Source organism: Bartonella sp. AC158YNML, assembly GCF_042196725.1.
Lineage (GTDB): Bacteria > Pseudomonadota > Alphaproteobacteria > Rhizobiales > Rhizobiaceae > Bartonella.
Map to the genome: position 1 here is coordinate 96,979 of NZ_JBHIQU010000008.1, position 23,030 is coordinate 120,008.

The following is a 23,030-nucleotide window of genomic DNA, read 5'->3' on the forward strand; positions in this document are numbered from 1 at the left end:
GCTCTCTTTGACCCTGGTCGACTTTTACCATAGAATCTCTTAAATAATTATTAGATATTCTTTTTTTAGTGCACTTTTCAAGAAAATTGCGCTATTTTTTTAATCAATTCATAAGATTAATGATTGCGATGTAAAATGGTTATAAAACGCCGATATTTTGATCATAACGCAACAACACCACTCAAAAAAGTGGCACGGATGGCGCTACTAGAATCTTTAGAGATATTTGGTAATCCATCATCGGTTCATAAGGAAGGGCGTGCGGCTAAAACTTTGTTGCAAAAGGCCCGTCGGCAAATCGCTGAAAATCTTAAAACAGATCCAGATCACGTGGTATTTACCTCTGGTGCGAGTGAAGCTGCAATGACTTTGTTAACACCCTTTTACAATATTGGGAAAGCAAAAGTTAAATTTTCTCATCTTTACCTTGGAGCGACTGAACATCCCTCTGTTGCAGAGGGAGGACGTTTTTCTAAAGAGTTGATAAGCGTCATTGCTGTTGATCAAGATGGGCTCATTCAACAAGATAAATTAACATCACTCTTAGCGGCTCACGATAAAACAAAAGGTTTACCTCTTGTTGCTATTCAAGCTGCAAATAGTGAAACTGGTGTTGTTCAACCATTAAAAGAAATAGCTGCTGTTGTTCGCGATTTAGGAGGCACTCTTGTTGTTGATTTGACACAATATGTAGATAAAAATTTTGTTGATATTCATCAGCTAGGAGGAGACTTTTTTATACTGTCTGCCCATAAAATTGGCGGTCCTAAAGGGATAGGTGCTTTTGTTTCATTTGGTAATCTTCTCACTCCACATCCTCTTATTGTCGGGGGAGGACAGGAAAAAGGTTTACGGGGAGGAACAGAAGCATTGCCTCTTATAGCTGCTTTTGGAGCAGCAATGGCTGATTGTTTCACGCAAGAAGAAAGAAAACAATTAATATATTTACGCAATAAATTAGAAGATGGACTACAAAAAATAAGTAAAAATGTTGAAATTTTTGGTAAAAGAGTTCAACGTTTGCCAAATACAACTTACTTTACCGTGAAAAATATAAAAGCTGAAACGATGCAAATTGCTTTTGATTTAGAAGGGTTTTCTGTATCAGCTGGTTCTGCCTGTTCTTCGGGAAAAGTAAAACAAAGCAAAGTGTTGGAGGCAATGGGGTATCATGTTCCAAATGGTGCCATTCGCATTTCGCTAGGGCGTGGTACAACTTCTGAAGATATTGATGATTTTCTGTCGTTTTTTTCTCAAATTATAAGCAGGAAAAAAGAAGAAGATTTATCATCAGAAAGTTATAAAAATTAGAATTATTTTAAAAATAAAATAAGTTTGATTGAAATTTTTGCACTTTACCTATAGCCTAGGAGATAACTTGCTTACTTTAATCTTGTAAAAAACAAGACTTTAGTTACCGGTTTTTGACGCCAAAAAATGGAGAAAATTTATGCCGGCAGTACAAGAAACGATACGCCAAGTACGTGAAATAGATGTTGACCAATATAAATATGGTTTTGAAACCAATATTGAAACCGATAAAGCTCCAAAAGGCTTAAATGAGGATATTATCAAATTTATTTCCGTTAAAAAAAATGAGCCTGAATGGATGCTAACATGGCGCTTAAAAGCTTACCGCCGTTGGCTGACAATGCAAGAGCCTCATTGGGCGCGTCTTGAATATCCTAAAATTGATTTTCAGGAGCTTTATTATTATGCTGCTCCAAAAAATCATACAGGACCAAAATCTTTGGATGAAGTGGATCCTGAGTTATTAGCAACGTACGAAAAACTTGGCATTCCTCTTAAAGAACAAGAGATTTTGGCAGGAGTAAGAAAACAGTCTGATCCCTCCACTTTTGATGACAGTATGTCTGTATCGGGGCAGGTGGCTGTTGATGCAGTCTTTGATTCTGTTTCTGTTGTAACAACATTCAAAAAAGAACTGGCACGTGCTGGTGTGATTTTTTGTTCTATTTCAGAGGCGATTATTGAACATTCTGAGCTTATTAAAGAATATTTAGGAACAGTTGTACCTATAAGTGATAATTATTATGCTGCTTTAAATGCAGCTGTCTTTACAGATGGTTCATTTGTTTATATTCCCAAAGGGGTTCGTTGTCCTATGGAGCTTTCAACTTATTTTAGGATTAATGAACGCAACACTGGCCAATTTGAACGAACATTGATTATCGCCGCTGAAGATTCCTATGTTTCTTATCTTGAAGGGTGTACAGCACCCCAACGTGATGAAAACCAACTTCATGCTGCTGTTGTTGAGCTTATTGCGCTTGAAAATGCAGAGATTAAATATTCTACAGTACAAAACTGGTATCCTGGCGATAAAGATGGAAAGGGCGGTATTTATAATTTTGTGACGAAGCGTGGAGATTGTCGAGGTGATAACTCTAAGATTTCATGGACACAAGTTGAGACCGGTTCTGCGATTACTTGGAAATATCCATCCTGCTTACTGCGCGGTGAGAACGCGCGTGGAGAATTTTATTCTATTGCCGTTGCAAACGGTCATCAACAAATTGATTCCGGTACAAAAATGATTCATTTAGGAAAAAATACATCCAGTCGTATTATTTCCAAAGGCATTTCTGCTGGTTTTTCAAATAACACGTATCGAGGACAAGTTACAGCGCATAGAAAAGCACAAAATGCGCGTAACTTTACGCAATGTGATAGTTTGTTAATCGGGAATGATTGTGGTGCGCATACAGTTCCTTATATTGAAGCAAAAAATGCAACAGCTCAGTTTGAACATGAAGCCACAACATCAAAAATTTCCGATGACCAACTTTTTTATGTTATGCAAAGAGGAATTCCTGAAGAAGAAGCTATCGCATTAATTGTAAATGGTTTTGTAAAAGAGGTCATTCAAAAACTTCCCATGGAATTTGCTGTCGAAGCGCAAAAGCTTATTGGTATTAGCCTTGAAGGTAGTGTTGGATAATTTTATTTAATGAGATAAATAGAAGACTTTATGTAACAAGGCTGTAACGGTAGCACATAATGCTAAAAATGACCTCTATGGTAATTACAAAAGTAGATGGATGCTAAGGTAAAATAATACGCATTGATATCTGAAAAACAGCCAAAACAGGATTAAATGATGTTAGAGATCAAAAATTTGCACGCCCGTATTGCTGAAACCGATACAGAAATTATTCGTGGTTTAAACTTGACAGTTCAAGACGGAGAAGTTGCCGCTATCATGGGACAAAATGGAGCCGGAAAATCAACTTTATCTTATTTGCTTGCTGGTCGTGATGATTATCAAATAACAGAAGGAGATATTCTCTATAATGGACAATCACTTTTAGAAATGGATCCAGCAGAACGTGCTGCATATGGTGTTTTTCTTGCATTTCAATATCCAATGGAAATACCAGGGGTAGCAACAATGGAATTTTTAAAAGTTGCGATGAATTCTCAACGCAAAGCGCGAGGTGACGAAGAACTTAAAATTCCTGAATTTATAAAATGTGTTAAAGAAGTTTCAGCCAAACTTGAAATAGATATGGATATGCTAAAGCGTCCATTAAATGTAGGTTTTTCAGGTGGAGAAAAAAAACGCGCTGAAATTTTACAAATGGCACTTCTTGAGCCTACACTTTGCATTTTAGATGAAACGGATTCTGGTTTAGATATTGATGCGCTAAAAATTGTTGCAGATGGTGTTAATAAACTTCGCGATTCAAAACGTTCATTTTTGGTGATTACCCATTATCAACGGCTGCTTAATTATATTATTCCTGATACGGTACATGTTCTTTATAAAGGACAAATTATCAAAAGCGGTGATAAATCCTTAGCACTTTATTTAGAGCAAAATGGGTATGCTGATCTTATTAGGGAAGCGGTTTGAGGTTATTAAATATGAATGCACAGCAAAACTTGTTAGCGGTTGAAGAAAATATACTCAGTAATTTTAATCAGTATGTAAACCACTTACCTGGTGATAAAGCTGTACAGGAAATCCGCAAGAAAACTATTGAGCAGTTTCAAACGACACGGCTTCCTTCCCGTAAAATCGAAAGTTGGCATTATACCAATCTGCGTACCTTACTGAAGTCTATTAGCAATTTTTCAAAAGTTCAAGACAATCAATTGGTTGATGCATTGCTTTCAGAAAGTGCTGTTTTCTCCATAAACAATGGAAAAACATCGATAGAGTCAAAGATAGACAATATTGCAGTAAAACGCCTTTCAGATGCATTAGAAGATAATTCTTTACAGATAAATCAAAACATTTCTGATGAAGATTTTATTGGACAGTTAAATACAGCTTTTGTTACAGATGGTTGGCTTTTTCACATCCCTGAGAATACAAAGTTAAATATCCCCATTGAGTTACAAAATATACAAATGGGGGGACAATCTCATATTTTTTCGGATATAAAAGTTGATAAAAATAGTCAAGTTATGTTTATTGAACATCAGGTTGGCAATGATAAAGATACCTTTGTCAGTTCAATATTTTCATTAAATGTTGCTGCTGATAGTGATGTTACGTGGATTCTCATTCGCAATCGTGATTTTAATTCTACACAATTTGGTCGATTTTGTGCTGTTCTTGATCAAAGAGCGAAGTTATCACTTTATGTCATTAATATAGGGAGTCAATTAAATCGCCAAGAAATCGATATTGAATTACAGGGAGAAGAATCTGACTTTCAATTACGCGTCATAAATTTATTATCAGGACAAACACATAGTGATCTTACAATGACTGTTCGTCACGTGGAAGAAAAATCAACATCAACCGAAATTATACGCAATGTGGTTACAGATAAGGCTGTTGGTGTTTTCCAAGGAATAATACGTGTTTCTCAAAAAGCGCAAAAAACAGATGCACGCATGGCTTGTAATAGCCTTATTCTTTCAGATGATGCAGAATTTAATGCAAAGCCTGAATTAGAGATTTTTGCTGATGATGTTGCATGCGGTCATGGTGCAACAGTTGCTAATATTAATCATGATTATCTTTTTTATCTCATGGCGCGCGGTATTCCATTTAAAACGGCTCGTGCACTTTTAATTAAAGGATTTATCTCTGAGCTTATTGATGACATCAAGCAAGATAATATTCAGATTATTTTGGAGAATATCATTGGTAAATGGCTTGAAAAAAATGTTTAAGGTGGAAAAAATGGAAAATAACGTACAAACATTTACTTATAATGTAGAAGAAATTCGGCGTGATTTTCCTCTTTTGCACCATCAAGTTTATGGAAAGCGATTAGCCTATCTTGATAGTGCTGCTTCTGCCCAAAAACCACAATCAGTACTCAGTGCAATGAATAATTATTATCACTATAGTTATGCTAATGTGCATAGGGGAATGTACTTTTTAGCCAATGCAGCAACGCAATCCTATGAAAATTCTCGTGAAACCGTTCGTGTTTTTCTAAATGCACAAAAAGCGGAGGAGATTGTTTTTACGAAAAATGCAACAGAAGCTATTAATACTGTTGCTTATGGTTGGGCTATGCCTAAACTCAAGGAAGGTGATGAGATTGTTCTAACGATTATGGAACATCATTCAAATATTATTCCTTGGCATTTTCTTCGGGAACAAAAAGGTGTTAAACTTATTTTTGTTCCTGTCGATGAAAATGGTGTTCTGCACATTGAAGATTTCCAAAAGTCTTTAAGCGAAAAAACGCGGCTTGTTGCTATAACGCATATGTCCAATATATTAGGAACTGTGCCTCCTGTTAAAGAGATTATTAAGCGAGCACATCAAAATTCTATTCCGGTTCTTGTTGATGGTTCTCAAGGGGCAGTACATTTAACCGTTGATGTGCAAGATCTCGATTGTGATTGGTATGTCTTTACAGGTCATAAGCTTTATGGACCTACTGGTATTGGTGTTCTGTATGGTAAAGAAGATAGATTAGAAGAAATGCGTCCTTTTCAAGGGGGAGGGGAAATGATCGAGGAGGTAACAACCGATAAGGTTTTTTATAATGCTCCTCCTTACCGTTTTGAAGCAGGCACTCCTCCTATCGTTGAATCTATTGGATTAGCAGCGGCTATTGATTATATACAAGAGAAAGGTTGTAGCACGATTCATGCCCATGAGAGGTCCCTTTTAGCTTATGCGCAGGAAAAACTTAAAATGGTTGAGTCATTGCGTATTTATGGTCATTCTCCCAATAAAGGAGCTATTATATCATTTACAATTGAAGGGATTCACGCCCATGATATCGCTATGTTTATTGATAGAAGAGGAGTTGCAATCCGCGCCGGAACTCATTGTGCTCAGCCTTTATTACAGCGCTTTGGTCTAGCATCTATTTGCCGCGTATCGTTAGCCATGTATAACACTCAAGAGGATATAGATCAATTAGTAGAAGCATTGCAAGAAACAAGGACATTTTTTAATGGCTGAATCAATTGAAGAGCGTCATTCTACAGAATCCGTTGAAACTGTAAGCGAAAATAAAAAATCTTACATATCAGCAATTCCAGCAGACGAAATTGATCGTATGACAAATGATATTATTGCTGCTCTCAAAACAGTTTATGACCCAGAGATTCCTGCTGATATTTATGAGCTAGGACTGATTTATCGTATTGATATTGAAGATGATCGTTCAGTAAAAATTGAAATGACTCTTACAGCACCGGGATGTCCTGTTGCAGGTGAAATGCCGGGGTGGGTAGAAAATGCAGTTAGTGCAGTTGAAGGGGTTTCGTATGTTGAAGTCACTATGACTTTTGATCCACCATGGACACCTGATTGTATGTCAGAAGAAGCTCAAATTGCTGTCGGATGGTACTAAAAGTATTGTTAAGAGACTCTAATCTAGCCATTCATGAATAAGCTGTTTACTTTTCACAAGCGTTTAAATTTAAGGGCGATCGCATGAGTTATAATAAACAAAAATTAGAACTCACTTGGATTGGAAAAGAAAAACGCCCCAAACTGGAACCTCGTATTTTATTGGAAGATCTTGAAAAATCTTATCACGCTCCGCACCAAGTATCTACCCAAGATATTTTTGATAATAAACTCATTTTTGGTGATAATTTGTTCGCGCTCAAAGCGCTGGAACAAGAATATATGGGGAAGGTAAAGTGTATCTATATCGATCCGCCTTATAATACAGGCAATGTCTTTGAACATTATGAAGATGGTTTGGAGCATTCCCTATGGCTCAGTCTTATGAGAGACAGGCTAGAATTGTTACATCGTTTACTGGCGGAAGATGGAAGTATTTGGATTTCCATTGATGATGATGAACAAGCCTATCTAAAAGTGATGATGGATGAAATTTTTGGTCGCCAAAATTTCATCAACAATATTATTTGGCAAAAGAAATATGCCCCACAGAATGATACAAAGTGGCTTTCCGATAACCATGATTTTATAATGGTTTATGCCAAAGATAAAACGATTTGGCGCCCTCAATTGCTTCCTCGTTCAAACGATATGGATGCGCGCTATAAAAATCCTGATAATGATCCTCGTGGTCCTTGGAAATCGGGAGATTTATCCGTGAAAAGAGTAACACCTAAGGACATTTATGAAATCATCACACCTTCTGGACGCAAGGTAATGCCTCCTAATGGTAGAAGTTGGGCTATGAATAAAAAAAAATTCTTTGAATTATTGAATGATAATCGTATTTGGTTTGGCCCCACAGGAAGCAATGTTCCTTCTTTGAAGCGTTTTTTATCAGAAGTAAAGAATGGTATGGTTTCAATGACCATTTGGCTTTATGAGGAAGTAGGGCATAACCAAGATGCCAAAAAAGAGGTTAAAGTTTTTAATTCTAAGAATGTCTTTACAACTCCCAAACCTGAGCGGTTAATGGAACGCATTATTCAACTTGCCACCAACTCTGGTGATCTTGTATTGGATTCCTTTGCTGGTTCTGGTACGACCGGCGCTGTTGCTCATAAAATGGGCCGCAAGTGGATTATGATTGAACTCGGTGAACATTGTCATACACACATTATTCCTCGTTTAAAACAAGTAATTGATGGAACTGATCAAGGGGGAATTTCTAAAAGTGTCAATTGGCAAGGTGGAGGTGGATTTCGTTATTATCGCCTTGCACCTTCTCTGTTGCAAAAAGACCCATGGGGACAATGGGTTATTAGTCGCGAATATAATGCTGCGATGCTTTCAGAAGCTATGTGCAAACATATGGGATTTACCTATGCGCCGGATGAAAATCATTATTGGATGCAGGGGTATTCAACGGAAACGGATTATATTTATGTCACAACGAGCGCTATGACCCATGAACAACTCCGTATCATGAGCGAAGAGGTGGGCTCTCATCGCACTCTGCTGATTTGTTGTACAGCCTTTGATATAAAAACAGCATCATTTGAGAATCTTACACTCACAAAAATCCCTCGTGCAGTATTGGAAAAATGCGAATGGGGAAGGGATGATTATAGTTTAAATGTAGCCAATCTTGAACCAATGATTGTGGTAAAAGAAAGCGACAAAGATAAAGATATTGCGCAACAAGAATTAGATCTATTTGGATAAATATCAACGAGGCAGGTTACGAATGAGCCGTAATAAACAAAAATTAGAACTTAACTGGATTGGAAAAGAAAAACGCCCCAAACTGGAACCTCGTATATTGTTAGAAGATCTTGAAAAATCTTATCATGCCGCGCATCAAATATCATCACAGGATATTTTTGATAATAAACTTATTTTTGGTGATAATTTACTCGCACTCAAGGCACTTGAGCAAGAATATACGGGGAAGGTAAAATGTGTCTACATAGATCCACCTTATAATACAGGCAATGCCTTTGAACATTATGAAGATGGTTTGGAGCATTCCCTATGGCTCAGCCTTATGAGAGACAGGCTAGAATTGTTACATCGTTTACTGGCGGAAGATGGAAGTATTTGGATTTCCATTGATGATGATGAACAAGCCTATCTAAAAGTGATGATGGATGAAATTTTTGGTCGCCAAAATTTCATCAACAATATAATTTGGCAAAAGAAATATGCCCCACAGAATGATACAAAATGGCTTTCCGATAACCATGATTTTATAATGGTTTATGCCAAAGATAAAACGATTTGGCGTCCTAATTTACTTCCTCGTTCAAGCGATATGGATGCGCGCTATAAAAATCCTGATAATGATCCTCGTGGGTTATGGCAATCGGATAATCTGTCTGCGAAAAGAGTAACACCTAAGGATATTTATGAAATCATTACACCTTCTGGACGCAAAGTTATGCCTCCCGCTGGGGCTAGTTGGCGGGTTAGTAAAGAAAAGTTTGCCAAGCTGTTAGAGGATAATCGCATTTGGTTTGGAACAGATAATGGCGGAGTACCAAGAATCAAACGTTTTTTATCAGAAGTAAAGAATGGCATGGTTTCAATGACGATTTGGCCCTATACGGAAGTAGGGCACAACCAAGACGCCAAAAAAGAAGTCAAAGCCTTTAATTCTGATAATGTTTTTACAACTCCTAAACCTGAGCGATTAATGGAACGCATCATTCAACTTGCCACCACCCCTGGTGATCTTGTCTTGGATTCCTTTGCTGGTTCTGGTACGACCGGTGCTGTTGCTCATAAAATGGGCCGCAAGTGGATTATGATTGAACTTGGTGAACATTGTCATACGCACATTATTCCTCGTTTAAAACAAGTAATTGATGGAACTGATCAAGGGGGAATTTCTAAAAGTATCAATTGGCAAGGTGGCGGTGGATTTCGCTATTATCGCCTTGCACCTTCTCTGTTGCAGAAAGATCCATGGGGACAATGGATTATTAGTCGCGAATATAATGCTGCGATGCTTTCAGAAGCTATGTGCAAACATATGGGATTTACCTATGCGCCGGATGAAAATCATTATTGGATGCAGGGATATTCAACGGAAACGGATTATATTTATGTCACAACGAGCGCCATGACCCATGAACAACTCCGTATCATGAGCGAAGAAGTGGGCTCTCATCGGACCCTGCTGATTTGTTGTACAGCCTTTGATACAAAATCATCATCCTTTGAGAATCTTACACTTACAAAAATCCCCCGTGCAGTATTGGAAAAATGCGAATGGGGAAGGGATGATTATAGTTTAAATGTAGCCAATCTTGAACCAATGATTGTGGTAAAAGAAAGCGACAAAGATAAAGATATTGCGCAACAAGAATTAGATCTATTTGAATAATATATAAAAAGCGGAGTTTTTTATGAACAGTGTTGAAAAAAGGATTTCAGCTCGCTTATCGTTGCGTGATCCTCAACGTGAATCATTAAATATTTTGGTGAAAATTTTAGAAAATATAGAGCTTTCTAAAAATGCTGATTTAGTTTCGAAATTAGAAATAATAAAAAGTCTCTATCCTTCTGTACAAGATTTTGAACGAAGCTTTCCCTCTTTTTGTTTTGCCTTAGCAACGGGAGTTGGAAAAACGCGACTTATGGGAGCTTTTATTAGCTATCTTTATTTAACAGGTCGTAGCCGACATTTTTTTGTTTTAGCGCCAAACTTGACTATTTATGAAAAATTAAAACAGGATTTTAGTCCTCAACGTCCGAAGTATGTTTTCAGTGGAATAAGTGAATTCATTGCAAATAGACCCATTATTATTACAGGTGAAGATTATGAAAGTGGTAAAGGTATTCGCGCTGATGAACACCACTATTACGGACAAAAACGTTTGTTTGAAAATCGGGATACGGCCTTTATCAATATTTTTAATATTTCTAAAATTAATACAACGGATAATAAAAAAGGCACACTAAAATCTAGTATTCCGCGAATTAAACGCTTACAAGAAACGATTGGTGAAAGTTATTTTGATTATCTCGTAAATCTTCCTGATTTAGTTTTGTTAATGGATGAAGCGCATCGTTATCGAGCGTCTGCTGGTGCAGCAGCAATTAATGAGTTAAAACCTGTTTTAGGAATAGAACTTACAGCGACACCGAAAACAATAGGTGCAAAACCTGTAGATTTTAAAAATGTTGTTTACAGTTATTCACTTGCAGAGGCTATGAGAGATGGTTTTGTAAAAGAGCCTGCTGTTGCTACACGTAAAGACTTTCATCTTCAAAATTATACATCTGAACAATTAGAACATATTAAATTACAAGATGCAATTCATGCCCATGAAAACGTGAAAGCAGATTTAATTGCCTATGCCAAAGATTATAACAAAAAATTTGTTAAGCCTTTTATTTTAGTTGTCGCTCAAGATACAAATCATGCACAGAAATTGCGTGATTTATTGGAATCAGATGATTTTTTTGCAGGAGCTTATAAGGGAAAAGTTATAGAGATTCATACAAAACAGTCAAATATAGAGGAAGATCAAAATATTCAAAAACTCATTGTGATTGAGAATCCTCATGAGCCAACAGAAATTGTTATTCACGTTAATAAATTAAAGGAGGGATGGGATGTTAGCAATCTTTATACTATCGTACCGTTGCGTGCATCGGCTTCAGAAATTTTAACAGAACAAACAATTGGGCGTGGATTGCGTTTGCCTTATGGGCATAGAACAGGCATAGAATCTATTGATCGTTTAACAATCATTGCGCATGATCGTTTTCAAGATATTATTGATCGTGCGAACGATCCGAATTCAATTATAAAAAAGCATATTGAGATTGGAACAGGGGGTGATATATCCTCTGAAAAATCGGATATAGTGGCAGTTCCAAGTCAAGCAGAAGCTTTATTTATAAAAACGATAGTAACACGTCATTCCGATATAAATGGAACATCTGATTTACACGGTATCATGTTACGTAATACAGATTCACCCACATTAACCTCTGAAGAACAAGAAATTGCTGCTATCGCATGGGATATTATTAAAGAGAATGATAATTTACCAAGTTCTCAAATGCTTTGTTCTGCACCGATACAAGAAAAAATGAATAATAAAATTATGAGTATTATACCGCTAGCACAAAAGTCTCTTGTGTCAAAAGTGGTTACAATTCTGACAAAACAATTACCAGAACTGATCATAGATATTCCTAATATTGTACTCATTCCTTCGCGTGAGGTTACTTATGGTTTTTCTGATTTTGATTTGGAGAATCTAGAAAGTTTAAATTTGCAACCTGTTAGTAAAGAACTTTTAATTCGAGAATTGCGTACCCATAAAAGCATTTTTCTCACTTCTAAAGATAAATATATTAAAGAACCTCATCTTGAAAATTACATCATTCGTGGTTTTATTGATAATGATTTTATCGATTATGATAGCCATACGCCATTATTACGAAAATTGGCTTGTCAGATGGTAGAGCATTTCCAATCTTATTTACCCAATGATATAGCTGTTGAGAACGTATTAATTCACTATCAGCATAAGATTAATACTTTTATTGTTGCGCAATTAAGAAAACATCAATGGGAAACACAAAAAGATTATGAGATTAAAGTTACACGAGGTTTTACAACTTTAACACCTATCCATTATGTTTTGCCGCAAGGAACATCTCCTATTGATTTTCGTAATATTCCTGCCATTAAAAGAGACATTAAGAAACTTATATTCAGCGGCTTTAGGAAATGTTGTTATCCTTTGCAAAAGTTTGACTCAGTAGAAGGGGAATTACGATTTGCTCAAATATTAGAAGACGATGCAAAAGTATTGAAATGGATGAAACCCGCTCGAGGTTTTTTCAAGATAGAATATGATAAAGGATCAGCCTATGAACCAGATTTTGTTGTAGAAACGAAGGATGCCAAATATCTTTGTGAACCTAAAAAAGCTTCTGAAATACAAAACGCTATTGTTTTAAAAAAGAAACAAGCTGCAGTTCAATGGTGTTGTCATGCAACGCATTATGCAGCTACTTACGGTGGTAAAAAATGGTATTATGTTCTTATTCCCCATGATGCTATTAAAGCAAATAGTAGTTTTGAAGGTTTGTGTGCAGAATTTACCATTTCAGAATCTATACTTGAGAGCACATAACTTTTTGCTTTAAAAAAAACATAAGTTTTTTAACTGGTCGATGCGAGAAATAATCAAATGTTTGAATATTATTTTTAATTTTGTTCCCTGTTGCACCATTAATTTAAGAATATGAGCTAATTCTTAAATCATGAAATTATTATTTTTTTCTAACTAACTTAAAGTAAAAGGAAAAATTTATAGGGAAATTATACAATATTATGCTTTTTTATGGGGATTTTCAGCCCATTTATGATTTTTGATAAAAATAGAAGCTTACTTTCTTTATATGAAACAAAACCTTGAATTTGTAGTCACAAATTCAGAAAAAATATTTTAATTTTATAGACAGCTTTTTTCAAAAAAAATAGACAGTTTGTTGTGTTCTCTTTTGAAATATCTGAATATAATGGAATATCCAGAAGATAAAAGTAGGCTACTTTACATATGACTTTGAATTTAACAAACACTGTTTTTAATTTTTTAAAGAAAAACCCGACAAAAAAATTTACAGCTCGAGAAATTGCTCAATGGATATTTGAGAATTATCCAGAAAAATGCCGCCAAAAACAAAAGCGTTCAACGGCAATAATCTCTCCCCTTCATAGTGATGCAGCTCTTATTCAGCAAATTGTTGCTGAAATAGGGTCTCTGCGCTCTCAATTACAAAAGCGTTATCCAGAAATTAAAACCACTGAAGGACGACCGCGGCAGTATTATTTTACTAAACAAACAGATAGCGCTGAAATTGATGCAGCAGAGGACAATGTAGATTATAGGCCAGAAGATGGCTCTGTTAAAGAGCATGATCTTTATCCGTTATTATCTAAATTTTTATGGACAGAGCTTGCTGTTTACAGCAAACGCATTAATGAGAAATGTTCTCGTAATAAACATGGTGCGGGCGGCAATAAATGGCTTTATCCAGATCTCGTAGGGATGCAAGATTTAAGCAGGGAATGGAATCGCGAAATCAAAGACTGTATTTTGCAATATTTTGATAAAAAGACAAAGCTTTGGTCTTTTGAAGTTAAAATTCTCATTAATCGTTCAAATTTACGGAAAGCATTTTTTCAAACAGTTAGCAATTCTTCATGGGCTAATTTGAGCTATTTAGTTGCTAGTGAAATTGAAGGTATTGATACATTAAAAGAGCTTCGGATGCTTTCAAGTTTGCATGGAATTGGATTTATAAGGCTTGATAAAGAAAATTCTTCCGAGAGTGAGATCATAATTCCAGCGAAAGAACGTAGTGATATTGATTGGGATACTGCTAATAGATTAGTGGTAGAAAATAAAGACTTTCTTGATTATATTAAACTCATTCGTCAATTTTATCAAACTGGTGAAATGCGTCCATTGGATTGGGATCATACGGATCCATGAGGAGTATTAAAAAAGCTCTATTGTTTAAAGGCTCTTTTTGTAGAGTGATAAAAAATTACTTTCATGGTTTTATTTGATGATTATATTTAGGTAATACATTGATTTATAATGATAATTGGTATTTTTGACTTAAATGAGAATTCTGAATATCATAGCATTCAATCATTTTAAACTATCTTATATTGGTGTTAATCAATCAAGGTTGTTTTCGTGCATCTCACGAGAGAGGCGATAGGGAAGGGGCGTGTGGAAATTCTGTTTGGAGTGTTCTATTTTGTGCAAGAGATGTGATCCCATTAGATACTAGATTTAATGATTATAATTCATTACATATTTTGTATTGTAGAAAGTAAAATTAAACTTTGTTGTTTCTGTTTAACATAACATCAAGCATTGAAAAAATTTCCTCCTTATACTGAAGTTTCTTACAGAAAATTTATTCTGCTCTTTCCTTGTTTCCGATTTCTGTTCGTTCTGATTATTATTAAGTTCTTTATTCTCTGCATTAAATATTTAAAAAGAAATATCAATTTTATAAAATATTCACATAGTTTATTTCATTTCTTGAAATGGATTTAAAAAATAAATTTCTATCATATCTTATGCTCAAGAGAGTGTGTGTAACATAATATTCTATTTATTTTTCAATAATACCGCACGCTAAACGTGCTCCACCTCCGCCAAGCGGTAATGGTTTATCTGATTGATTATCAGCTCCTAAATGAATTATTAATGAGCGCCCTTTAATTTCAGAGATTGTTTTTAATCGTGGAGCAAGAACGCTCATTACGGCATTTCCTTGCTTATCAACATAAAGTGCCGGTAAATCACCAAGATGACCATTGATATTATAGGGTCCTAAGTGTTTCCCAGTATGCTCTGGATCATAATGTCCACCCGCGCTTCCACCTATTATGCCATCTTTTGTATCACATGAAGGGTTTACATGTACATGAAAACCATGCATCCCTTCTGGTAAAGTAGATAAATTGGGTATGAAAACTAAACCGTATGTATTTTCTTCAATTTTAATGCTACCAATAGCCTTTTTAGAATTATTAGCTTCTAGTTTATAAATATTTACTTGTGTCGATATCGCTAATGCAGAGTTTTTATGAATTAAAAATGCCATAAAAACGAATAATGATAATAATATTTTTCTCATAAAATACCTTTATATTTAATTTAAATAATTTTTAGCTATAAAAATAATTATTAATTCTATATTATGCTTAATTGGATATATTTATAATTTACTAAAGTTGATTTTTAGAAAAATACTTCATAAATAAATATTACTTTTTAGAAATAGTAAATAAATTAAAGTATATTTCTGAACATATATCTCATTTTTTTATTTATAAAATTTATTTACAAATAATGTAGCGTTTATAGGTGGATAATTATATCTCACTTACATTTCTTCAAGAGATGCTTTAAAAAAATCTACTTTTTGAGGTATAATAAGAAATTAAATAAGGAATTTTAATAAGTTAGCTATTATTTCATTTATAATATGATGATCTTTTCATCAAAAATGAGAACTTTTCTATTCATTGTGAAATTTATAAGAGAAAGGACTATTATGGTTCATATAACTCTCCCATAAAATACAGCATATACCGACACTCCCCCCCATTCCTAATCCTATCAGTGCTCCTATTATCATTCCGGCAGAAAGTGCTACCCCTATACCCATTGCAATAACTGGACCAAATCCTGGAAGAGCAATATAACCATAAGCTGCAAGAGCTGCTGCGATTGCTCCTGATAGGCTACCATTTAATACCCCGATGAAAGCAAATTCTTTAATGGAATGCCAGCAATTTTTGAAAAAATTTGTCTTATAATTATGAAAAGAAACAGAGCTGTAAGTTTTAAAATCAATCATATTTTTTTCTTTCATTTTGAATGGTAACGGTTCCTGAATAATCAATGGATACGAGAAAATGAGAGTTTTTAAATTTTATTAAAGCTCGCCAGATACCTTTGTCATCTAAACGTAATCGTTTAATATTCTCAAAACCATTTTGCATAAGACAGTTTTTAATTTGTGAGGCAGTAAATGAATTCTGACCTATTTTAGTGATATTTTGAGTAGAGGTATAGGTAAAGGTTTGACAATAAGGAAGGTGAAAAACGTCACTGATTGAAGTCGTGACTATCAACGAGACAGATACAATCATCATAATAAAAACACTTAATTTTAAAAAGTTATTTAGTTTCATCTTGTCACCTGCTGTTGAAACAACACTTTATTAACCTTTGTATTGCTAATAGGTTCCCAAGATGGTTTTATTTTTAATATTATACTTAATAACAAAAAGTTATAAAAATTTATTGATTAAATAAAAATATTTTTTATTATTTATTATTAATAATTTATAATATTGAAATAAATATTATTAATATTATTTAAAAAGATGATATATAAGAATATTATACTAATAATATATATTATTACATAAATTAAAATAAATATTATTTATAGCTTTAATATAATTTATTATTTTATTAGAAAAAAACAGTATAAAAAATAAAATAGCACTGAAATTTAAATGTTTAATAACAACTTGAAAATAAATGATATTTATCACATCAGTAATAGATATGCTCCAAAACGCAATATTAAACTATAGAGAGATTATATTGCTTATTATTGCTCATTGATAACACATAGATTTATAATGATAATTCATTGTTTTGTATGTTAAATAAGCGTCACGAATATCGTATAATTCTCTCATTCAAATCTGTTTTTATTCTGAAGAATGAAAATCATAAAAGAGGCTTGCGTATGAGTAAAAAGCTATAAAGGAATAAATATTAAAGTGATTCTTAGAAAGGCTCTCAAATATAAGGGGAAAAATAGTAGAGGATGGCCACATAATAATATAATGTGTGCCAGCTTGTTCCTTGATAAGTGTAAAAATGATAATGTTTAACAGCTTTCCTTTTATATCATCATTACAGGGGTGTCATTGCGAAACGGCTTTAGGTGTCAGATTTTGCTTTAAACAAGTGCATAAATTAATAAAATGAACACTCTCGTATGAATTTTTTACAAAAGCTGTAAAGATACTCTAAATGATATTAACTTTTAAAGAATTAAACAATTCATTTTTGTTATGCATAATTACCCTTCTAAAGAATTGACACCAAAAAATGTATAGTAGAATATTGTTTTTTTACTAAATAAATTTATTTTCAAAACGCATTATTAAAAATAATTATTTATTGGGTTATTTATATATTATGCATTTATTTCTATTTAGTTAGTTTTCATTAGTAAGTTAGACACAAAATGGCATTCATTTTACGTTATTATCCATTATTTTTCAATAGAGCTGTTTAGGCGATTTTGTTGGAAATATTTGCATAATTTCCTTGAATCCGTAACCTGGATACATTCCTTCGCGCATAAATAAATTACGTAATGGCGAGCAATTATGTAATAGACCAAGCCCAACACTTCGTACGATATGAACAGGAAACATATGAGAAAGTAGAGCAGAGTTCAGTGTATGAACAGCTCCACTTCGGATTAATATATCTGGTTTGCGGCATTTGTTATAATGTGCAACAATCATTTCAGTGTTAGAGTTGGATATTTTATTGGGTAAAATATCAATTAAAGTTTGGACATCACGCAATCCTAAATTCAATCCCTGTGCTCCAATAGGGGGGAAAACATGAGCGGCTTCACCGACTAAAATTGTTCGGTTAGCAGCAAAATGATGAGCAAGAAGCCCTGAAAGCGGCCATGCTTGAATTGATGTTTCTAAGCTTAGCTTTCCAAGCATTGATTGCATTTTGTTTTCGATCATTTTTGCAATTGTTTTTGGTTCTATATTCAATAATTCTTCAGCAAGGGAAGGATGAACAACCCATACAAGACTAGATCTTCGTCCTGGTAGTGGAACCTGTGTAAATGGACCGTGTTCTGTATGAAATTCAGTTGATGTATTTTGATGAGAAAACTCATGAGAAAAGTTGAGAACAAGTGCTTTTTGTGGATAATTCCACTGTTTGACACTTATCCCTGCTGCGGCACGTGTAAGAGAGTGACGCCCATCGGCTGCAACAACAAGTGGTGTTTGAATGACTCTACAATCAGCAAGAGTAATACATACATGGTTTTTTGTATGATGAACAGATTTGGCTGCAGAAACAAATCTTGTAATATTAGGCGTATGTGTAACAGCATCGACTAAAGCACTGTTTAATTTTACATTAGGTATATTATAGCCAAAAGCTTTTTCACCAATTTCAGCAGAAGAAAAATGTACCGTAGGAGCATGCACAATTCTAGAAGTTATATCTATAATTCTCATGGACGATAAAGCAGCTGCATGTTTTTGAAGATTATCCCAAATATTGAGTTTTTGAAGCATGCGTATTGCAGGCATCATAAGAGCAGTTGTTCGTAACTCATCTGTATGAGCAGGGGGCCCAACAAGAAAAACAGAAAGCCCCTCATGTGCAAGACTCAGCGCAGCTAACATTCCGACAGGACCTGCACCAATAACAGCAATATCTCTATGCTCGTTTTTTTCAAAGATCACAACTGTTTGAACCTTTCTCCATTGAGAAAATATTTTAACATTTCCAAATGATCACTCTCTTTTTATTATATGAAGCTCTTCTATTATTATAGTATGTAATAAATAATGCGATATAAAAAAGTAACCTTTTTATGATTTTTTAAAATGTTGAGTTATATCATCGGTAAAAAATGGCGTATTGATAGATGATTGAAGACTTTAAAAACGAGGATAAGAAAACCTTGAAACGTAAACTAACAAAGAAAATCAAAACAAATGCTAAATTATTACGCCATAAAAAAGTAACAATGCCACAAGCAAAGGCCTTTTCCGTTCATTTACTAACAGCTTCGGGATCATTTTTAGCGTTTCTTTCTCTTATATCAGCCTCTCAAAAAGAATGGACAGCTATGTTCTGTTGGCTTGGGCTTGCCCTTCTCGTTGATGGTATAGATGGACCAATTGCACGCAAACTTGATGTTAAATACGTTCTTCCAACATGGTCTGGAGAGCTGTTAGATAATATTATTGATTACGTGACTTATGTCTTAATTCCTGCCTTTGCACTCTATCAAAGTGGTTTTATGGGGGTAGGGTTATCATTTTCATTGAGTGCAATCATTGTTATTTCATCTGCTATTTATTATGCAGATACTAGTATGAAAACCAAAGAAAACTTTTTTAAAGGATTTCCTGTTGTTTGGAATATGATGATTTTTACGCTTTTTGTCGTCAGGCCAGGAGAGTGGATTACTTTTATCATTATTGTTTTATCGGCGATTATATCTTTTTTACCAATTTATTTTATTCATCCAGTAAGAGTCCTTCGTTTACGTAGAGTTAATTTTCCAATTTTTCTCTTATGGTGTGTTTTTGGTGTTTCTGCCTTCTTTTATCAACTAGAGGCTCCGTATTGGGTTAAAATAGGAATTTCGGTGACAGGAATTTATATATATTGTATTGGTGCAATCATGCAAATATTTCCTCAACTTGGGGGGGGGAATATAAAAAAACAATGAAATAGTTGTTTTTAAAAGGGTGTAAGATGCAAATTGACTTTGGAGCAGGTGATGATATTTCTTTTACGAAAGAAGGATGTGCTGGTATTATAAAGCTTACGCGTCCTTCAGCATTAAACGCTCTTAATCAACGAATGGTTTCAGCTTTAAGAAAAGCTCTCAGAACATGGGAAACAGATGACAATGTTTCTTGTGTCTTAATTGAAGGGGAGGGTCGTGCTTTTTGTGCTGGTGGAGATGTTGTGGAAATCCATCATATGGGGAAAAGTGCCTCTGCTTGTCAATACTTTAGGGATGAATATAGCTTAAATGCTTATATCAAACATTTTTCAAAACCCTACATTTCTTTCTTAAACGGTATTTGGATGGGGGGAGGGGTAGGTATTTCTCTCTATGGTTCACATCGAATTGTTACAGAAAATACAGTTTTTGCTATGCCAGAAGGTGCGATTGGGTTTTTCCCAGATGTAGGTGCAAGTTTTTTCTTACCATCTCTTCCCAATCATTTTGGCATCTATCTTGCATTAACGGGCGCACGCATAAAGTGGGGAGATTGCTTAAATTTAGGATTAGCAACACATGCAGTTTCTGAAATTGAATTCGATAGGGTTAGAAAAGCTGTTATTGAGCAAGGAGATCCCACTTTAGCTTTAAACCAGCGAGCAATTACAAAAGATTATGAAACGAGTCATGAGATACGTTGTATTATTAACAGTTGTTTTAGTGCCCACAGCTTAGAAGAATGTCTTGAGTTGCTACATAAAAAAAGCAATGAAGATGTTTTATTTGCTAAAGAATGTTATGATATTTTGCAGTCACGTTCTCCGACAAGTTTAAAAGTTATTTGGAAACAAATGAAACAAAATTCATCTCAAACGTTGGAAGACTGTATGAAAATTGAAAACCGCATAGCGCATCATATGATTTATTCACATGATTTTTATGAAGGTATACGTGCTATGTTAATCGATAAGGATAAAAGACCTCAATGGCAGCCAGATAAACTTTCAAATGTGACAGATGAAATGGTAGATTCTTACTTCCAACCTGTTGAACAAGAGTTATTATTGTGAAAAATAATTCACACAAACGGGTTTCAAAAATCAATTTAATCTATAACTGTTACTTACGGTTTTTGGCACTTATTTGCTTAGTCCTAGGTATTTTTTATTGGATACGCCTTGTGGGTGTCTTCCCAGGTATTTTATGGCGTTTTGACCTTATGCCTTGGCAGTGGCAATTTGCCTCAGCTATATTGGCGATTCTCTATCCTATTGCCTTAATTGGACTTTGGATGTATTCACCATGGGGAATTATTTTATGGTGTATTGCAGCATTGATTGAAACAATAGCAATATATTATTCTGATTTTATTTATCAGCCATTTGTACCATTATTTCATGGAATATTATTTTTAACTTTTATGATACTACAAATTATGATGATTTTTTTAAAAAGAGTAAAAAATAAAAAACTATAATGATTGAAATTTTCGAGCCAGAATAACCGGACAGATTTTCAATCTTGAAAGGTTATCAGTTTTTTAAGTAAAGGCTATGCATCTCAATTGTCAAACACGAAGTATATTGGGTAGGGAGTCCCATGGTTAATATTGCTAACATTCCTTAAAGTGCTGATGGCATACCCTTGTATCCTTTCTATAAAAGTTCCATAATATATATTATGCGATAACATGATACAGAAGATAAATCCTTTATCCCAAAAGAAAACCCTACTTTAAAACATCATTATATTTATATCATATAATTTACTTTTAAAATAAAATTTGGTCTTTAAAGTATATTCCTTAAAGACCAAAAATAGTGATAATAAAATTACATATAATAAATAAGAAAAATTACTGTACTATTTTACAACGTTTCATACGTGCAAGATCACTTAAAACAGCATTACGATTATTTAAAGCCGAAATTTCATTGCTTTCACTGGATTTAGGATCCATAAAAAACAGAGCAGGTAAAAATACAACACCTGCCGCTGCTAAAGCTACATTTTTATTTCTTGCTGTAGAACGCTCTCTAATTGTATCATTAATCTGTCGTTTATTAGCAAAAAACTCCCGTTGAATATCGGTGCAACTCATTGATCCATCATGTAATGTTGTCGTTGCAATATTTTTTTCTAAACGCCCCCCACATGCTGTTAAGGAAACTGCTAAAACGGCAATACATACACCCCGCTTAAAATTCTTATACATAAAAACCTCATTTTAAACATAAAAAAGTGACATTTATGTCAAAAATAAAACAAAATAAAGGATAATCTTCAAAAAACTTTATTTAACGTAAAATATTGTATGAATAAACTTATGCAGTTGTTTCGAAAGTAAGGCCCTGATACGCAGGTTTTACAGAGGATGGAACGTAATTTACGACTGCATTATAATCCAGCGATCTATCCATATGTGTGAGTATTGCTTGTTTTGGCTTTAAATATTTTATCCATTGTAATGCTTGATCAACAGAAAAATGACTTGGGTGAGATTTAAATTGAAGGGCTTCAATGATGAGAACATCCAAACCCATTAATTTTGATAATGTTTTTTCAGGAAACTCACTAACATCTGTACAATAGGCAACATTTCCGATACGGAAACCTAAAGAATGAATATTTCCATGGTGTTGTAAATGCGTATTAACGCTTATTGCTCCACCCTCCCCTTGAATAATAAATTGGCTATCTTCATTGATAAGATGCTCTTTTAAAATAGGAGAATAAGATGAATCTTTTGGTGTTTGAAAACAATATCCGAAAGCATTTTTGAGATGTTCTAGTGTAAATCTGTCAGCATAGATATCTATTAAACATTTTTGTGCAAGTGCATAGCTGCGTAAATCATCAATACCGTGGATATGATCTGCATGAGAATGCGTGTAAAGAGCAGCATCAAGATGGTCCACATGCGCTTCAATCATTTGTGAGCGAAAATCCGGCCCCGTATCAATAACGATTGTTGTTTTTTTCCCTGATGGTTTAATGCGTTCAACTAATAAAGAACTTCTGTAGCGTTTATTTTTAGGATTATTCGGATCACATGTTCCCCAATCACCATTAGGTCTTGGCACTCCTGGAGAAGGCCCACACCCTAATATTGTAAATCGGTATTGATCACACATAGCTT

Annotated in this window: 19 protein-coding genes; 13 read left to right on the plus strand and 6 right to left on the minus strand. The window is 34.3% G+C overall.

The genetic code is table 11. From position 1 onward, the window contains the following. Positions 1 to 135: 135 nt before the first annotated feature. The 10 genes from ACFIM1_RS06105 (at position 136) to ACFIM1_RS06150 (ending at position 14,325) form a co-directional block, all read left to right on the plus strand. The gene (locus tag ACFIM1_RS06105; RefSeq protein ID WP_375609471.1) at positions 136 to 1,311 is read left to right on the plus strand and encodes a cysteine desulfurase family protein; all 1,176 of its coding nucleotides are present in this window, start codon (positions 136 to 138) and stop codon (positions 1,309 to 1,311) included. 139 nt (positions 1,312 to 1,450) lie between these two features. Beyond that, complete coding sequence (sufB, locus tag ACFIM1_RS06110; RefSeq protein WP_375606857.1) at positions 1,451 to 2,962, plus strand: Fe-S cluster assembly protein SufB; 1,512 nt, start codon at positions 1,451 to 1,453, stop codon at positions 2,960 to 2,962. Positions 2,963 to 3,121: 159 nt separating this feature from the next. Beyond that, positions 3,122 to 3,877, plus strand: coding sequence for a Fe-S cluster assembly ATPase SufC (sufC, locus tag ACFIM1_RS06115; RefSeq protein WP_375606924.1), 756 nt, complete (start codon positions 3,122 to 3,124; stop codon positions 3,875 to 3,877). 11 nt (positions 3,878 to 3,888) lie between these two features. After that, complete coding sequence (gene sufD, locus ACFIM1_RS06120) at positions 3,889 to 5,151, plus strand: Fe-S cluster assembly protein SufD (protein ID WP_375606858.1); 1,263 nt, start codon at positions 3,889 to 3,891, stop codon at positions 5,149 to 5,151. A gap of 10 nt (positions 5,152 to 5,161) precedes the next feature. Further along, positions 5,162 to 6,406 (plus strand): cysteine desulfurase, encoded by a 1,245-nt coding sequence (locus tag ACFIM1_RS06125; RefSeq protein WP_375606859.1) that lies wholly within the window; start codon positions 5,162 to 5,164, stop codon positions 6,404 to 6,406. Then, entirely contained in the window at positions 6,399 to 6,800 is a 402-nt protein-coding gene (locus ACFIM1_RS06130; RefSeq protein ID WP_273787976.1) for an SUF system Fe-S cluster assembly protein, read from the plus strand. Before ACFIM1_RS06125 ends, ACFIM1_RS06130 begins: the two co-directional genes overlap by 8 nt. Before the next feature lie 83 nt (positions 6,801 to 6,883). After that, positions 6,884 to 8,524, plus strand: coding sequence for a site-specific DNA-methyltransferase (locus ACFIM1_RS06135; protein ID WP_375609472.1), 1,641 nt, complete (start codon positions 6,884 to 6,886; stop codon positions 8,522 to 8,524). Between the two features lie 22 nt (positions 8,525 to 8,546). Further along, complete coding sequence (locus ACFIM1_RS06140) at positions 8,547 to 10,187, plus strand: site-specific DNA-methyltransferase (protein WP_375609473.1); 1,641 nt, start codon at positions 8,547 to 8,549, stop codon at positions 10,185 to 10,187. A 22-nt stretch (positions 10,188 to 10,209) separates the two neighbouring features. Next, positions 10,210 to 12,960 carry a DEAD/DEAH box helicase gene (locus tag ACFIM1_RS06145; protein ID WP_375609474.1) on the plus strand — a complete coding sequence of 917 codons (2,751 nt, stop codon included), beginning with the start codon at positions 10,210 to 10,212 and terminating at the stop codon, positions 12,958 to 12,960. Between the two features lie 426 nt (positions 12,961 to 13,386). Beyond that, complete coding sequence (locus tag ACFIM1_RS06150; RefSeq protein ID WP_375609475.1) at positions 13,387 to 14,325, plus strand: COG2958 family protein; 939 nt, start codon at positions 13,387 to 13,389, stop codon at positions 14,323 to 14,325. A 637-nt stretch (positions 14,326 to 14,962) separates the two neighbouring features. On the opposite strand, the gene sodC is transcribed toward ACFIM1_RS06150, so the two are convergent. The 4 genes from sodC to ACFIM1_RS06170 form a co-directional block, all read right to left on the minus strand. Next, positions 14,963 to 15,490, minus strand: a complete 528-nt coding sequence (gene sodC / locus ACFIM1_RS06155) for a superoxide dismutase [Cu-Zn] SodC (protein WP_375609476.1) — start codon at positions 15,488 to 15,490, stop codon at positions 14,963 to 14,965. A gap of 384 nt (positions 15,491 to 15,874) precedes the next feature. Beyond that, positions 15,875 to 16,231, minus strand: coding sequence for a hypothetical protein (locus ACFIM1_RS06160; RefSeq protein ID WP_375608364.1), 357 nt, complete (start codon positions 16,229 to 16,231; stop codon positions 15,875 to 15,877). Continuing rightward, on the minus strand, positions 16,209 to 16,553 hold the full coding sequence (locus ACFIM1_RS06165) for a hypothetical protein (protein ID WP_375608363.1): 345 nt from the start codon (positions 16,551 to 16,553) through the stop codon (positions 16,209 to 16,211). The genes ACFIM1_RS06160 and ACFIM1_RS06165 overlap by 23 nt, the downstream gene beginning before the upstream one ends. A gap of 1,110 nt (positions 16,554 to 17,663) precedes the next feature. Continuing rightward, a complete protein-coding gene (locus ACFIM1_RS06170; RefSeq protein WP_375609477.1) occupies positions 17,664 to 18,890 on the minus strand; it encodes a UbiH/UbiF family hydroxylase in 1,227 nt (408 codons plus the stop codon). Positions 18,891 to 19,075: 185 nt separating this feature from the next. Between ACFIM1_RS06170 and pcsA the strand changes: the two genes are divergently transcribed. Genes pcsA through ACFIM1_RS06185 form a run of 3 tightly spaced genes read left to right on the plus strand, consistent with a single transcriptional unit; the run spans position 19,076 to position 21,368 of the window. Beyond that, the gene (pcsA, locus tag ACFIM1_RS06175; RefSeq protein WP_375609478.1) at positions 19,076 to 19,888 is read left to right on the plus strand and encodes a phosphatidylcholine synthase; all 813 of its coding nucleotides are present in this window, start codon (positions 19,076 to 19,078) and stop codon (positions 19,886 to 19,888) included. A 26-nt stretch (positions 19,889 to 19,914) separates the two neighbouring features. Then, the gene (locus ACFIM1_RS06180) at positions 19,915 to 20,961 is read left to right on the plus strand and encodes an enoyl-CoA hydratase/isomerase family protein (RefSeq protein WP_375609479.1); all 1,047 of its coding nucleotides are present in this window, start codon (positions 19,915 to 19,917) and stop codon (positions 20,959 to 20,961) included. Further along, positions 20,958 to 21,368 carry a DUF6163 family protein gene (locus ACFIM1_RS06185; RefSeq protein ID WP_375609480.1) on the plus strand — a complete coding sequence of 137 codons (411 nt, stop codon included), beginning with the start codon at positions 20,958 to 20,960 and terminating at the stop codon, positions 21,366 to 21,368. Before ACFIM1_RS06180 ends, ACFIM1_RS06185 begins: the two co-directional genes overlap by 4 nt. Before the next feature lie 378 nt (positions 21,369 to 21,746). Here ACFIM1_RS06185 and ACFIM1_RS06190 read toward each other — a convergent pair whose 3' ends face one another. Together ACFIM1_RS06190 and ACFIM1_RS06195 are read right to left on the minus strand one after the other, a co-directional pair. Next, positions 21,747 to 22,106, minus strand: a complete 360-nt coding sequence (locus ACFIM1_RS06190) for a hypothetical protein (RefSeq protein ID WP_375606871.1) — start codon at positions 22,104 to 22,106, stop codon at positions 21,747 to 21,749. A gap of 109 nt (positions 22,107 to 22,215) precedes the next feature. Further along, on the minus strand, positions 22,216 to 23,025 hold the full coding sequence (locus ACFIM1_RS06195; RefSeq protein ID WP_375609481.1) for an MBL fold metallo-hydrolase: 810 nt from the start codon (positions 23,023 to 23,025) through the stop codon (positions 22,216 to 22,218). Positions 23,026 to 23,030 lie beyond the last annotated feature (5 nt).